Annotated in this window: 15 protein-coding genes; 9 read left to right on the forward strand and 6 right to left on the reverse strand. The window is 64.0% G+C overall.

The window, feature by feature from the left end; genetic code table 11:
• The first annotated feature begins 23 nt into the window (after positions 1-23).
• Positions 24-1,640 carry an L-aspartate oxidase gene (gene nadB, locus U9R80_RS21975; RefSeq protein ID WP_301841206.1) on the forward strand — a complete coding sequence of 539 codons (1,617 nt, stop codon included), beginning with the start codon at positions 24-26 and terminating at the stop codon, positions 1,638-1,640.
• Here nadB and U9R80_RS21980 read toward each other — a convergent pair.
• Together U9R80_RS21980 and U9R80_RS21985 are read right to left on the reverse strand one after the other, a co-directional pair.
• A complete protein-coding gene (locus tag U9R80_RS21980) occupies positions 1,609-2,061 on the reverse strand; it encodes a protein YgfX (protein ID WP_301841205.1) in 453 nt (150 codons plus the stop codon). The two genes, nadB and U9R80_RS21980, sit on opposite strands and share 32 nt — an antisense overlap.
• Entirely contained in the window at positions 2,045-2,299 is a 255-nt protein-coding gene (locus U9R80_RS21985; RefSeq protein WP_028943422.1) for an FAD assembly factor SdhE, read from the reverse strand. The genes U9R80_RS21980 and U9R80_RS21985 overlap by 17 nt, the downstream gene beginning before the upstream one ends.
• A 165-nt stretch (positions 2,300-2,464) precedes the next feature.
• Here U9R80_RS21985 and ygfZ point away from each other — a divergent pair, with 165 nt between their 5' ends.
• Both ygfZ and U9R80_RS21995 read left to right on the forward strand, forming a co-directional pair.
• Entirely contained in the window at positions 2,465-3,406 is a 942-nt protein-coding gene (gene ygfZ / locus U9R80_RS21990) for a CAF17-like 4Fe-4S cluster assembly/insertion protein YgfZ (RefSeq protein ID WP_301841204.1), read from the forward strand.
• A 61-nt stretch (positions 3,407-3,467) separates the two neighbouring features.
• The gene (locus U9R80_RS21995; protein ID WP_301841203.1) at positions 3,468-4,277 is read left to right on the forward strand and encodes an HDOD domain-containing protein; all 810 of its coding nucleotides are present in this window, start codon (positions 3,468-3,470) and stop codon (positions 4,275-4,277) included.
• Here the strand turns inward: U9R80_RS21995 and U9R80_RS22000 are convergent.
• Positions 4,274-5,653, reverse strand: coding sequence for a sensor histidine kinase (locus tag U9R80_RS22000; protein ID WP_301841202.1), 1,380 nt, complete (start codon positions 5,651-5,653; stop codon positions 4,274-4,276). The genes U9R80_RS21995 and U9R80_RS22000 overlap by 4 nt on opposite strands.
• A complete protein-coding gene (locus U9R80_RS22005) occupies positions 5,643-6,317 on the reverse strand; it encodes a response regulator (RefSeq protein WP_301841201.1) in 675 nt (224 codons plus the stop codon). Before U9R80_RS22005 ends, U9R80_RS22000 begins: the two co-directional genes overlap by 11 nt.
• 202 nt (positions 6,318-6,519) lie before the next feature.
• On the opposite strand from U9R80_RS22005, the gene U9R80_RS22010 reads away from it, so the two are divergent.
• From U9R80_RS22010 to U9R80_RS22030, 5 genes are all read left to right on the forward strand, one after another.
• A complete protein-coding gene (locus U9R80_RS22010) occupies positions 6,520-7,809 on the forward strand; it encodes an OprD family porin (RefSeq protein WP_301841200.1) in 1,290 nt (429 codons plus the stop codon).
• Between the two features lie 34 nt (positions 7,810-7,843).
• Complete coding sequence (locus U9R80_RS22015; protein ID WP_301841199.1) at positions 7,844-8,824, forward strand: Bug family tripartite tricarboxylate transporter substrate binding protein; 981 nt, start codon at positions 7,844-7,846, stop codon at positions 8,822-8,824.
• Between the two features lie 85 nt (positions 8,825-8,909).
• Positions 8,910-9,368, forward strand: coding sequence for a tripartite tricarboxylate transporter TctB family protein (locus tag U9R80_RS22020; RefSeq protein ID WP_301841198.1), 459 nt, complete (start codon positions 8,910-8,912; stop codon positions 9,366-9,368).
• 1 nt (position 9,369) lies between these two features.
• Complete coding sequence (locus tag U9R80_RS22025; RefSeq protein WP_301841196.1) at positions 9,370-10,884, forward strand: tripartite tricarboxylate transporter permease; 1,515 nt, start codon at positions 9,370-9,372, stop codon at positions 10,882-10,884.
• Positions 10,877-11,920, forward strand: coding sequence for an AbrB family transcriptional regulator (locus tag U9R80_RS22030; protein ID WP_301841195.1), 1,044 nt, complete (start codon positions 10,877-10,879; stop codon positions 11,918-11,920). The genes U9R80_RS22025 and U9R80_RS22030 overlap by 8 nt, the downstream gene beginning before the upstream one ends.
• A 45-nt stretch (positions 11,921-11,965) precedes the next feature.
• On the opposite strand, the gene ung is transcribed toward U9R80_RS22030, so the two are convergent.
• Positions 11,966-12,658: a uracil-DNA glycosylase gene (gene ung, locus U9R80_RS22035; RefSeq protein ID WP_301841194.1), complete on the reverse strand. Its 693-nt coding sequence runs from the start codon at positions 12,656-12,658 to the stop codon at positions 11,966-11,968.
• Positions 12,659-12,785: 127 nt separating this feature from the next.
• On the opposite strand from ung, the gene U9R80_RS22040 reads away from it, so the two are divergent.
• Positions 12,786-13,892 carry an enoyl-CoA hydratase/isomerase family protein gene (locus U9R80_RS22040; RefSeq protein ID WP_301841193.1) on the forward strand — a complete coding sequence of 369 codons (1,107 nt, stop codon included), beginning with the start codon at positions 12,786-12,788 and terminating at the stop codon, positions 13,890-13,892.
• A 5-nt stretch (positions 13,893-13,897) separates the two neighbouring features.
• Here the strand turns inward: U9R80_RS22040 and U9R80_RS22045 are convergent, their stop codons facing one another.
• Positions 13,898-14,272: a hypothetical protein gene (locus U9R80_RS22045; RefSeq protein ID WP_301841191.1), complete on the reverse strand. Its 375-nt coding sequence runs from the start codon at positions 14,270-14,272 to the stop codon at positions 13,898-13,900.
• Positions 14,273-14,366 lie beyond the last annotated feature (94 nt).

Raw genomic sequence — 14,366 nt, forward strand, 5'->3', positions numbered from 1 at the left:
CCTTCAGATACTAGTGTCCTGACATGAGCCAACAATTCCAACATGATGTCCTCGTGATCGGCAGCGGCGCTGCTGGTCTGAGCCTGGCGCTGACCCTCCCCGACCACCTGCGCATTGCCGTACTCAGCAAGGGCGACCTGTCCAACGGTTCGACCTTCTGGGCCCAGGGCGGGGTCGCGGCAGTGCTGGATGACACCGACACGGTGCAATCCCACGTCGAGGACACGCTCAATGCAGGCGGCGGTCTGTGCCATGAAGATGCAGTGCGCTTCACCGTTGAGCATAGTCGCGAGTCGATCCAGTGGTTGATCGACCAGGGCGTACCGTTTACGCGAGATGAACATGCCAGTGTCGACGACGGCGGTTTCGAGTTTCACCTGACCCGCGAAGGTGGCCACAGCCATCGGCGTATCATTCATGCCGCCGACGCCACCGGCGCGGCAATCTTCACCACCTTGCTCAGCCAGGCGCGCCAGCGTCCGAACATCGAGTTGCTGGAGCAGCGGGTCGCGGTCGACCTGATCACCGAGCGGCGCCTGGGCATGGACGGCGACCGTTGCCTGGGCGCTTATGTACTCAATCGCAACACCGGCGAAGTCGATACCTATGGCGCCCGTTTCACCGTGCTGGCCACGGGCGGTGCGGCCAAGGTCTACCTGTACACCAGCAACCCCGACGGGGCCTGCGGCGATGGCATCGCCATGGCCTGGCGCGCCGGGTGCCGGGTGGCCAACCTAGAATTCAACCAGTTCCACCCCACCTGCCTGTACCACCCCCAGGCCAAGAGTTTCCTGATCACCGAGGCCCTGCGCGGCGAAGGCGCCCTGCTCAGGCTGCCCAATGGTGAACGCTTCATGCCGCGCTTCGATCCGCGTGAAGAGCTGGCACCGCGCGATGTCGTCGCCCGTGCCATCGACCACGAGATGAAGCGCCTGGGCGTGGACTGCGTGTACCTGGATATCAGCCACAAGCCGGCCGACTTCATCAAGAGCCACTTCCCCACCGTGTATGAACGCTGCCTGACCTTCGGCATCGACATCACCCGCCAACCGATCCCGGTAGTACCCGCTGCCCACTACACCTGCGGCGGCGTGATGGTGGACGATCACGGCCATACCGACGTACCCGGCCTCTACGCCATCGGTGAAACCAGCTTCACCGGCCTGCACGGCGCCAATCGCATGGCCAGCAACTCGCTGCTCGAATGCTTCGTCTACGGTCGTGCCGCGGCCACCGACATCGAGGCGCATCTGGACCAAATTACAATGCCCAGGGCGCTTCCCTGCTGGGATGCAAGCCAGGTCACCGATTCGGATGAAGACGTGATCATTGCGCACAACTGGGATGAGCTGCGGCGGTTCATGTGGGACTACGTGGGGATCGTGCGTACCAGCAAGCGCCTGCAGCGCGCCGAACACCGGGTGCGCCTGCTGCTGGACGAGATCGACGAGTTCTACAGCAACTACAAGGTCAGCCGCGACCTGATCGAGCTGCGCAACCTGGCCCAGGTGGCCGAGCTCATGATCCGCAGCGCCATGCAACGCAAGGAAAGCCGCGGCCTGCACTACACCCTGGATTACCCGGGCATGCTCGCCGAGGCCCGCGACACTATTCTGCAGCCGCCCACCTACGCCGACTGAACTTCAGCCGCACGCGCAGGCGCCGGTGTTGCACCGGCTCCAGCGCGTCATGTGCGATGCACAGGCCCTCGTTCCAATACCGCCCCTTGCGGCGGTAGCGCAGCACAACCAAGCCCGGCAAGGCCAGGCTGTCGGGGCGCAATTGAACCGGCTGCCAGCCCTGCGCTCGACTGTAGAGCTGCCAACCTTCAGGGGTTCGGCGCAAGCCACTGATGGCGTGGGGATGGCTGAGCAGGATACGTCGGGGAATCATCCAGCCCGCATGCAGCAGGCAACACACACTCCCCAGCAGCTTCACCCACCACGGGACTTGCAGAAGACTCAGCGCCAGCAGGGCCAGCAGCAGGCTGGCCAGATAGGCCGCCAGCAAGACCCTGGAGCCTTGCCAGCGACACTCGAACCGATCACTTGGGCTGGACACGGTCCAGGATGATGCGAACCATGCGCTGCAGCTCCGGATCTTCGGACTCGCTGCGTTCCATGAACCAGCCAAACATGTCCTGGTCTTCGCAGCTCAGCAAGCGCTTGTACAGGTCACGATCTTCCTGGCTCAGGGTCGGATAGACGTCCTTGCTGAAAGGGACCAGCAGTACGTCGAGCTCGAGCATGCCACGGCGGCTGTGCCAAAAGAGCCGGTTGAGTTCAGTTTGTTCGACCATGAAGCCCTCCTAAAATAGGCCGCCAGTATACAGAGGCCACGCCCGAGGGACACGAGACGTTGGTCCGGACCTGTGAGCAAATAATGACAGAGGGCAGTACTCAACTACCTATTTTGCCGACAGCGCTCTATCATGGGACCCAGTCTTACTACCCTGCGATGACCCATGGCCGATTCTGCTTTTTTCTGCACCCTTTCCCACGAAGGCGTCCTCGCCGTCCGCGGCTCGGACGCCGGCAAGTTCCTGCAAGGCCAACTGACCTGCAACCTCAATTACCTCAATGAGAGCACCAGCAGCCTGGGCGCACGCTGCATGGTCAAGGGCCGCATGCAGTCGAGCTTTCGCATCCTGCCCGAGGCCGACGGCTTTCTGCTGGCAATGACCCGCGAGCTGCTTGAGCCACAATTGGCCGACCTGAAAAAGTACGCCGTGTTCTCCAAGGCCAAACTGACCGACGACAGCGACGCCTGGGTTCGCTTTGGCCTCAGCAACGGTGACGCCGCCCTGCAGGCGCTGGGACTGGAAGTACCGGCGCAGGTCGACGGAGTAACGCGCCACGACGGCCTGATCGCCGTTGTCGCGTCCACCGGGCGCATTGAGCTGTGGGTTCCTGCCCAGCAAGCAGAAGCCGTGCAGGCGCAGCTGGCCGCACACCTGGCGCAAGGCACGCTCAACGATTGGCTGCTGGGGCAGATTCGCGCAGGCATCGGCCAGGTCATGGCCCAGACCCGCGAGCTGTTCATCCCGCAGATGATCAACCTGCAAGCCGTCGGCGGCGTCAGCTTCAAGAAGGGTTGCTACACCGGCCAGGAAATCGTCGCGCGCATGCAGTACCTGGGCAAGCTCAAGCGTCGCCAGTACCGCGTGGCCCTGGCCGGCGATCAACCGCCAGCGCCGGGTACCGAGATTTTCTCGCCTACCCACAACTCCTCGGTCGGTGAAGTGGTACTGGCTGCCCGCGCCGCTGAAGGCTGCGAGCTGCTGGCGGTACTGACTGCCGACGCGGTCGAAGACAACAACCTGCACCTGGGCAGCGCCGACGGCCCCGGCCTTGCGCTGCTGTCGCTCCCCTACGAACTGGATCGCGACCGCGAGATCCAGCGCTGAAACACCCCAGCCCCGGCACTTGGCTACCGGGGCATTTCTTGAATTGCGTTAGAGAATCACCATGAACAAGCTGGCCGAGATGGTCCAGGCCCAGTTGCTGGCCGCCATCGACAACGATGACCTGGTGCTGCCGACGTTGCCGGAGGTAGCCTTGAGCATCCGCGAGGCCGCAGAAGACACCGAGATCAGCGTCAGCACCCTGAGCAAAGTCATTGGCCGCGATGCCGCCTTGTCGGCGCGCCTGATCAAAGTAGTGAACAGCCCGCTGCTGCGCGCCACCGTCGAAGTGACCGACCTGCAAACGGCCATCACCCGCCTGGGCATCAACTACAGCTGCAACCTGGCCATCGGCCTGGTCATCGAGCAGATCTTCCATGCCCGCTCCGAGGTCGTGGAGCGGAAAATGCGCGAAACCTGGGCGACCAGCCTGGAAGTGGCGGGCATCAGCTACGAACTCTGCCAGCGCCATACCCAGCTCAAGCCGGATCAAGGCGCCCTGGCCGGCCTGGTTCACCAGATTGGCGTATTGCCGATCCTGATTTACGCCGAAGAGCACAACGAGCTGTTGTCCGACCCCGTGTGCCTGAACTATGTGATCGACCAGATCCATCCAGCCTTGGGCGACAAGATTCTCGGCACCTGGGAGTTCCCCGAGCAATTGGTCAAGCTGCCCGGACGGGTCCACGACCTGGACCGCTGCAGCGAGCGGGTCGACTATGTGGATATCGTCCAGATCGCCCGCGCCCTGAGCCAGGGCACCAGCAAGACCCGCCCCCTGGCCGCCCTGCCGGCCTACCGCCACCTGGGCCTGCCCACCGGCACCGAACTGGTCGCCAGCGACCTGCTCAATGCCCGCAGCATGTTCCGTTAGTCGACCGTAAAACTGACCCGCACCTTCAAGCCGCCCCGCTCGCCGTCATGCAGGCTGATCTGCGCCAGGTGCGCGCGGCAGATCTCGCCGACAATCGCCAGGCCCAGGCCAGTGCCTTGGGCACTACGCCGATAGAAACGCTCGAACACCCGCTCGCGCTCGCTTTCGGGGATGCCTGGGCCATCGTCCTCGACTTCCAGAATGCCCGGTGCGCTCACTCGCAGGATCACGTTGCCGTCCTTGGGTGTATGGGCCAGGGCGTTGTCCACCAGGTTGCTGAGCAATTCATTGAGCAAGGTCGGTTCCCCGCGCACCTGCACGGACTCTTCGGCCTCCAGCGCCAGTGCCACGCCCCGGGCATGGGCCAGCGGCGCCATGGCCATGCCCAGCTCGCGGGCCAGCTGGCTCAGGTCAAGCACTTGCGCACCGCCCTCGGCAATGGCCCGCGCGCCATTCTCCACCCGGGCAAGGGATAGCAACTGATTGGCCAGGTGAGTCAGGCGATCCGTGCCCTGGGCGGCAGATTCCAGCGTGTCACGCCAGACCTGCGGCTCGCTGGAGCGTAGCCCCAGTTCAACGCGGGCTTTGAGGGCCGCCAGTGGGGTGCGCAACTCGTGAGCGGCTTCAGCGATGAACTGGGCCTGGCGCTCGAACTGCCCGCGCAGGCGTTCGGTGAAATGGTTCAAGGCCCGCACCAGCGGGCTCAATTCACGCTGCACCTCGACCGCTGGCAATGCCCGCAGATCGTCGGGCTGGCGCTCTTCCACAGCGCGGCGCAAGCGCTCCAGCGGACGTAGCGCGGCGCTGACCGCGAACCACACCATCATCAATGCCCCCAGCGCCAGCATGCCCAGGCGCAGCAGGGTGTCGGCCATCAGCCCGCGCGCCATGCGCACGCGCGCTTCTTCCGTCTCGGCCACGCGGATCTCGGCCATGCCGTTCATGTTCGGTTCGCTGACGGGTTTGAGCAGGCTCACCACCCGCACGTCCTGGCCCAGGTAGCGGGCGTCGTAGAAGCGCGCCAGGGCCGGGTAGTCGTCGGTGCGTGGCGTGCCCGGCGGTGGCGCTGGCAGGTTCTCGTACCCGGAGATCAGGCGCTGGTGGATGTCGTTGACCTGGTAGTAGATACGCCCGGCGCTGTCATAGGCGAAGGTGTCCAGTGCCACGTAGGGCACGTCGGCACTGAGCGTGCCATCGCGCTGGGACAAGCCCGCCGCGATGGTGCGGGCCGAGGCCAGCAAGGTACGGTCGTAGGCCGTGTCGGCGGCCTCCCGGCCGTTCCAGTAGGCGCTCAGGCCGCTGGCCAGCATCAGCACCACCAGCAGGATCGCCAGGTTCCAGACCAGCCGTCCACGCAGGCTGCCGCTATCCAGCATCGCGGTGCTCGAGCAGGTAGCCGAGCCCCCTGAAGGTGACGATGGCCACGGCATGCCCATCGAGCTTCTTGCGCAGCCGATGGACGTAGATCTCGATGGCATCGGCGCTGGCTTCTTCATCCAGGCCGAACACCTGGGCCGCCAGTTGCTCTTTGCTCATCACCCGCCCCGGACGGGCGATCATGGCTTCAAGCACGGCCTGCTCGCGGGAGGTCAGGGTCAGTAGCTCATCGCCCAGGGTGAAGCGCCGGGTATCCAGGTCGTACACCAGCGGGCCGCAGCGTTGCTGGCGCTCACCGCCGAGCACGCTGCGGCGCAGCAAGGCCTTGACCCGCGCCTCGAGCTCGGTCAGTTCAAATGGCTTGGCCAGGTAGTCATCGGCGCCCAGATTCAGGCCGTGGACCCGGTCCTTCACGTCGCTGCGCGCGGTCAGCATCAGCACCGGCAAGGTTTTGCCGCGGGCGCGCAAACGCGCCAGCACCTCGAAGCCGTCCATGCGCGGCAGCCCCACATCGAGCACGGCCACGGCGTACTCCTCACTGGCCAGGGCCAGGTCGGCGGCCACGCCATCGTGCAGCACATCAACGGTCAAGCCGGTGCTCTTGAGGGCCTGGGCCACGCTTTCTGCCAGCTGCAGATGGTCTTCGACGAGCAGCACACGCATCGATTTCTCCCAGGTAAGTCACGGTCAATGGCGCGGAGTGTACAGCCGACAGCTCGCCTGTGAAGCCTTCGCAACGATGAAAAGCTGCTGAAAGGTTAGCGAAAGGTTCAGCCCCTAGCATCCTCTCACGGCTCACTCTGCTTGCCGTACAACCGAGCCTTCAGGCTCGAACTAATAAGAACAATAACGGAGTCACTCGACCATGCTGTCCATGCAGCCACAGGCGTATACGCCTATTCGCCGCCTACCTTCCCGCCAGACTGCAGTTGCCAGCGCCCTCGCCCTTGTCGGCGTCGCCCCGCTCAGCCAAGCCGCCTTCTTCGAAGACAGCAAGGCCACCTTTGAAACCCGCAACATGTACTTCAATCGCGACTTTCGCGACGGCACCAGTGCCCAGCAGTCCAAGCGTGACGAGTGGGCCCAGGGCTTCATGCTCAATTTCGAGTCAGGCTACACCGACGGCACCGTAGGCTTTGGCCTCGACGCCCTGGGGATGCTCGGTATCAAGCTAGACTCCAGCCCCGACCGCACCGGCAGCGGCCTGCTCCCGACCCACGATGACGGGCGCGCCGCCGACGAGTACTCCAAACTCGGCCTGACCGGCAAAGTGAAGATCTCGGAAACCGAATTGAAAATCGGCACCCTGATGCCGGAGCTGCCCACCCTGCAGCCCAACGACGGCCGCATCCTGCCGCAGACTTTCGAGGGCGGCCTGCTGACCTCCGGCGAAATCAAAAACCTGACGTTTACCGGCGGGCGCCTGGAAAAGGCCAAGGACCGCGACAGCACCGACAACCAGGACATTGCCCTGAACAACAAGAACGGTCGCTTCCTGGGCACCGTTGCCGGCAACCATTTCGACATGGCCGGCCTGGACTACAAATTCACCGACAAGATCACCGGCAGCTACCACTGGGCCCAGCTCGATGATGTCTACCGCCAGCACTTCGTCGGCATGATCGCCAGCCAGCCGTGGGGCCCCGGTACGTTCGGCGCTGATTTGCGCATGGCCTTGAGCGATGACCAGGGCCAGGCCCGCGGCGGCAACATCGACAACACCGCGCTCAACGGCATGCTCAGCTACAGCCTCATCGGCCACAAATTCAGTGCCGGTTACCAACACCTCTCCGGCGACACGGCCTTCCCGTATGTCGATGGCGCCGACCCGTACCTGGTCAACTTCGTCCAGATCAACGACTTCGCCGGTGCCGACGAGCGCTCCTGGCAAGCCCGCTACGACTATGACTTCGCCAAACTGGGCATTCCCGGCCTGACCTTCATGACCCGCTACATCAACGGCGATAATGTCAGCCTGGCCGATGGCGGTGAGGGCAAAGAGTGGGAACGCAACACCGAGTTCAAATATGTGGTGCAAAGTGGCGCCCTGAAAAACGTCGCCGTGCGCCTGCGCAACGCCACCTTCCGTTCCAACTTCGCCCGCGATGCCGACGAAGTGCGACTGCTGGTGAGTTACAGCCTTGCGCTGTGGTAGTCCCCGATAACAATAATGCCAACGGAGATAGACGATGACCTTTGCACTGCGCCGTATTGCCCTCGCCACTGCCTGCCTGATGCTTGCCGGCCAAGCCGGGGCGGGTGAACCCAAGCGTCCTGAATGTATCGCCCCCGCCTCCCCCGGCGGCGGCTTCGACCTGACCTGCAAACTGGTGCAAAGCGCCCTGGTCAACGAGAAGATCCTCAGCAAACCCATGCGCGTGACCTACATGCCCGGTGGTGTCGGCGCGGTGGCCTACAACGCGGTGGTGGCCCAGCGCCCTGCCGATGGCGGCACCCTGGTGGCCTGGTCGAGCGGCTCGCTGCTGAACCTGGCCCAGGGCAAGTTCGGTCGCTTCGACGAAAACGCCGTGCGCTGGCTGGCGGCCGTGGGCACCAGCTACGGCGCCATCGCCGTGAAAAACGACTCGCCGTACAAAACCCTCGATGACCTGGTCGCCGCGCTGAAAAAAGACCCGAGCAAAGTGGTGATCGGCTCCGGCGGTACCGTCGGCAGCCAGGACTGGATGCAGACCGCCTTGATCGCCAAGGCCGCCGGCATCAACCCGCGCGACCTGCGCTACGTTGCCCTCGAAGGGGGCGGCGAGATTGCCACGGCGTTGCTCGGCGGGCACATCCAGGTGGGCAGTACCGACATCTCCGACTCCATGCCGCACATCCAGAGCGGCGACATGCGCCTGCTTGCTGTGTTCACCGAAAAGCGCCTGGACGAGCCGGAAATGAAGGACATCCCGACCGCCAAAGAGCAAGGCTACGACATCGTCTGGCCGGTGGTGAGGGGCTTCTACCTGGGGCCGAAAGTCACCGATGAAGAGTATGACTGGTGGAAAGCCTCGTTCGACAAGCTGCTGGCTTCCGAAGACTTCGCCACGTTGCGCGACCAGCGCGAACTGTTCCCCTTCGCGATGACCGGCGCCGAGCTGGACACCTACGTGAAGAAGCAGGTGGCCGACTATAAGGCCCTGGCCAAGGAATTCGGGCTGATTCAGTAAGTTTCCGAACCTTTCCGACAGCATCGCGGGGCAAGCCCGCTCCTACCGTAGGAGCGGGCTTGCCCCGCGAAAAGAGGATTCCCCAATGATCCTGCAACGCGTCTTCGCCTTGACGCTGCTGGCCGCCTGCGCGGCGCTGGCAGTCATGGCCTGGCCCTATCAGGCCGCCTTTTCCTATGAACCCGTCGGCCCCCGTGCCTTCCCGCTGTTGATGCTCGCCCTGATGGGCGCCGGCCTGCTCTATCTCGCCATCCGCCCCACCGCCATCGTGCGCAAGGACGACGAGCCGGAGCTTGACCGCGCCACCCTGCGCAAGGTCGCCCTGTGCGTGCTCCTGCTGCTGGTCTTCGCCTCCACGTTCGAGCCCCTGGGCTTCATTGTCAGCAGCATCCTGATCGGCGTGCCGATGGCCCGCCTGTACGGCGGTCGCTGGATGGCGAGCGTGGTGATCATCAGCCTGATGAGCCTGGGCCTGTACTGGCTGTTCGACCGTGTAATGGAAGTCCCACTGCCCCTTGGCGTGCTCGCCGTACTGGAGAACTGACATGGATACGCTTGGTTATCTCGGCCAGGGCTTCGGCGTCGCGCTGAGCCCTTACAACCTGGTCACCGCCCTGTGCGGCACCCTCATCGGCACCGTGGTCGGCTTGCTGCCGGGCCTGGGCCCGATCAACGGCGTGGCACTGCTGATCCCCATCGCCTTCGCCCTGGGCCTGCCCCCCGAGTCCGCATTGATCCTGCTGGCGGCGGTGTACCTGGGGTGCGAATACGGCGGCCGGATCAGCTCGATCCTGCTCAACATTCCCGGCGAAGCCTCCACGGTGATGACCACCCTGGATGGCTACCCCATGGCCCGCAAAGGCCTGGCGGGCGTGGCCCTGTCGCTGTCGGCCTGGAGCTCGTTCATCGGCGCGTTCATCGCCACCTGCGGCATGGTGCTGTTTGCCCCGCTGCTGGCTAAATGGGCCATCGCCTTCGGGCCCGCGGAATATTTCGTGCTGATGGTCTTTGCGATTATCTGTCTGGGCGGCATGGCCGGTGACAGACCACTCAAGACCTTTATCGCCGCGTTGATCGGCCTGTTCCTGTCAGGCGTCGGCATTGACGCCAACAGCGGCGTATACCGCTTCACCGGTGACAGCGTGCACCTGGCCGATGGCATTCAGTTCGTCGTGCTGGTACTGGGCCTGTTCTCCATCAGCGAAATCCTGTTGCTGCTGGAAAAGACCCACCACGGCCACCAGGCGGTGAAAGCCACCGGGCGCATGATGTTCAACCTCAAGGAAGCGGCCTCGGTGTTCGTGGTGAACATCCGCTGCGGCGTACTGGGTTTCATCATGGGGGTATTGCCGGGTGCCGGTGCGACCCTGGCCAGTGCCGTGGCCTACATGACCGAAAAGAAACTGGCCGGTGCCAGCAGCAAGTTCGGCCAGGGTGACAAGCGCGGCCTGGCGGCGCCTGAAACCGCCATCGGCGCCTCCTGCTGCGGCGCCCTGGTGCCGATGCTGACCCTCGGCGTTCCAGGTTCAGGCACCACCGCGGTGATGATCGGCGCCCTGACCCTGTACAACATCACCCCCGGCCCGCTGTTGTTCCAGCAGCAACCCGACATCGTCTGGGGCCTGATCGCCTCGCTGTTCATCGCCAACGTCATGCTGTTGATCCTGAACATTCCGATGGTGCGCATCTTCACCCGGATCCTCTCCATTCCGAACTGGACCCTGGTGCCGGTCATCGCCATCATCACCGCGATCGGTGTGTATGCGGTGCATGCCACCACCTTCGACCTGTTCCTGATGATCGGCATCGGCATCTTCGGCTACATCCTGCGCAAGCTGGACTTCCCGCTGTCGCCGCTGCTGCTGGGCTTCATCCTGGGCGGGCTGATGGAGCAGAACCTGCGCCGGGCGCTGTCGATCTCCAACGGCGGCCTTGAGATTCTCTGGGCCAGCCCGATCAGCGTGACTGTCTGGGCACTGACTGCCGTCATGCTGGCCCTGCCGATCGTGCGTATCCTGCGCAAGCGCAGCCTCCAGCGTCGTGCCCTGGCCGATGTCTGATGGCGCACTGAAACTGTACTGGGTCACCGGCCTGGTCGGCCTGGCAGGCGGGTATCTCGCCAGCCTGGTGGGCTGGCCGCTGCCGTGGATGGTCGGCTCGTTGCTGGCGATCATCCTCGTGCGCTGCCTGACACCCTGGCAACTGACCGAGATTCCTGGCGGGCGTAAATGTGGCCAGTGGATCATCGGCATCGGCATCGGCCTGCACTTCACCCCGGCGGTGATCGAGCAGGTGGCCAGCAACTTTGGCCTGATCTTCTGCGGGGCGTTGATCACCAGTGTCTCCAGCGTGGTGGGGATCTGGTTGCTGCGCCGCACCGGTGAAGACCGGGCCACGGCGTTCTTCTCCAGCATGCCGGGCGGCTCCGGGGAGATGGTCAACCTCGGGGCGCGCAACGGCGCGGTACTCAGCCAGGTCGCTGCGGCCCAGAGCCTGCGGGTGCTCGCAGTGGTGCTGTGCGTACCGGCGGTGTTCAAGTACCTGCTCGGCGATGGCGTGGCAATCACCCATGCCGGCAGTGTCAATTGGGGCTGGCTGGCCGTGATTTGCCCGCTGGGCATCGTGCTGGCGATGGTCTGGCAACGCATGAAACAACCCAATCCCTGGTTGTTCGGCCCGTTGCTGGTGGCTGCGGTTGCCAGTGTCGGCGCCGACTTGCAGATTGCCCTGCCCGATGGCGCCAGCCAGATCGGCCAGTGGTTGATCGGCAGCGGCCTGGGGTGTCACTTCAATCGTGCGTTCTTTCGGCGGGCGCCGTCGTTCCTGGGCAGGACCCTGGTTGCCACGGCCCTGAGCATGCTGATCGCTGCCGCTGCGGCCTGGGTCTTGAGCCACCTGACCCAGCTGGACTTGCGCTCGTTGACCCTGGGCATGATGCCCGGCGGTATTGCGGAAATGAGCCTGACCGCCGAAACCCTGCAACTCTCGGTACCCCTGGTGACCGCCCTGCAGGTGATGCGCTTGCTGTTTGTGCTGTTTCTGGCCGAACCCTTGTTCCGCCACTGGCATGCCGAGCGCAGTACCCAGCCGGACTGACACAAAAAAAGGAAGCCTCGGCTTCCTTTTTCTGTCCCGCAACCCTCACAACGGCGGCAATGCCCATTCCACCGGCGCCAGACCGTGCTGCTCGAGAAACTTGTTGGTACGGCTGAAATGCCCGCACCCCAGGAAGCCGCGATAGGCCGACAACGGTGACGGGTGGACCGACTTGAGCACCAGGTGCTTGGTGGCATCAATGAGTTTGGCCTTGCTCTGGGCGTGGGCGCCCCACAGCAGGAACACCGTATTGGGCTGGTGCTCGCTAACCACTTCAATGACCCGATCGGTAAAGAATTCCCAACCTTTCTTGGCATGGGAGGCGGCATTGGCACGCTCGACCGTCATGGTCGTGTTGAGCAGCAGTACGCCCTGCTCGGCCCAGCTTTGCAGGTAGCCATGCCGGGGAATCTCGATGTTCAGGTCGCGTTGCAGCTCTTTATAGATATTGACCAGCGACGGCGGCGTCGGGATGCCCGGTTGCACCGAAAAGCACAGGCCATGCGCCTGACCCGGGCCGTGGTACGGGTCCTGCCCGAGGATCACCACCTTCACCTGGTCCAGCGGCGTGGAGTTGAGCGCATTGAAAATCATCGGGCCAGGGGGGTAGATCTCTTTGCCGGCCGCGTATTCCTGGCGCAGGAACTCGCGCAGTTGCTGCATGTAGGGCTGGTCGAACTCGGCGCGCAGCGCTTCTTTCCAGCTGGGTTCGAGTTTGATGCGATCGTCGTCAGTCATGGGGCCATCCGTAAACAATGGCGCGACACTAGGAAAGCTGCCGGGGCTTGTCAATCGTTCCGACCGGCGACCGGCACGATCACCAGCAACGACCATACTTGTGCGGATCAGATGAGTGAGGCCGCCCATGCTTGTACAGTGCGAAGAACAGACCGGCGTCGATGGTGCCCGTCTCGGCATCGTTACCCTCAACAGCGAGAAGGCCCTCAACGCCCTGTCGCTGCCCATGATCGAGGTGATCGACCAGCAATTGGCCGACTGGGCCGACAACCCGGAAGTCGTCTGCGTGCTGCTGCGCGGCGCCGGGGCCAAGGCCTTCTGTGCCGGTGGCGATGTGCGCAGCCTGGTGCAGGCGTGTCGTGATCATCCCGGGGAGGTTCCATCGCTGGCCACGCGTTTTTTCGCCGCCGAGTATCGCCTGGACTACCGCCTGCACACCTACCCAAAACCCTTGTTGTGCTGGGGACACGGCCATGTGCTCGGTGGCGGCATGGGATTGCTCCAGGGCGCCCGCGTGCGCATCGTCACCCCCAGCAGCCGCCTGGCCATGCCTGAGATCAGCATCGGCCTGTACCCGGATGTCGGCGCCAGCTGGTTTCTGTCGCGCATGCCCGGCAAGCTCGGCCTGTTCCTGGGGTTGACCGGCGCCCCCCTCAATGCCCGCGATGCGCTGGATCTGGACCTGGCCGATCGCCTGCTGGGGGAAAACCAGCAGGAAGAACTGATCGACGACCTGCTGCAACTGAACTGGCAGGAGCAAACCGCCCTGCAACTGAACAGCCTGCTCAAGGCCCAGCAACAGCGGGCCCGGGCCGACATGCCCGAAGCCCAGTGGCTGCCCCGGCGGGAAAAAATTGATGCGTTGCTCGATGTCGCCGATCCGGTCTGCGCCTGGCGGGCGATCGTGCAACTGCGCAACAGCAGCGACCCGCTACTGGCCAAGGCCGCGCAGACCTTGCAGGAAGGCTGCCCGCTGACAGCGCACCTGGTCTGGGAGCAGATTCAGCGCGCACGGCACCTGTCACTGGCCCAGGTGTTCCAGATGGAGTACGCCATGAGCCTGAACTGCTGCCGGCACCCCGAGTTCAGCGAAGGTGTGCGGGCGCGTCTGATCGACAAGGACCAGAAGCCGCACTGGCACTGGCCGGACATCGCCAAGGTGCCAGCGCCGGTCATCAGGGCGCACTTTGCCAAAGTGTGGGAAGGCCGCCATCCGCTGGCCGACCTCAGCTGAACAGCCTAGCGGTGCCAGTTGCGGTCATAGCGACCGTCGCGGTTGCGATCATGGCGTGAGGGGGCTTGCCGGTAACGGTCATACCCACGGCCCGGATAGGACTTGTAGTAGTGCTCAGGCGCCGAACGGTAGTAGTGCGGTGTCGAGCGGTAATAGTGGGGAGCCGGGCGGTAGTACTGCGGCGGCGCCGAGTAATAGCGCTGCTGCGGCACAACGTAGTAGCCACGGTTGTAGGGGTAGGCTGGCCGGTAGTATCCCGGATAGCCATAGCGGTCGGCGGTGTAGATTTCGGTGCGGTGGTAGTAGCCATTTCCTCCATAGGGAACACACGCGGCGGTCAGCGAACTCAGCACTGCAATCAGCAAAAGTCGGCGATACATGGCGGCCTCCCGGACCGCTGAACTGCACATCCCAGCGGCGCTGGTCGGCGTCGATCGGCAAGCGTTCATCGACACAGAATAAGACCGTGCAAAG

This window comes from Pseudomonas sp. JQ170C, from assembly GCF_035581345.1.
Classification (GTDB): domain Bacteria; phylum Pseudomonadota; class Gammaproteobacteria; order Pseudomonadales; family Pseudomonadaceae; genus Aquipseudomonas.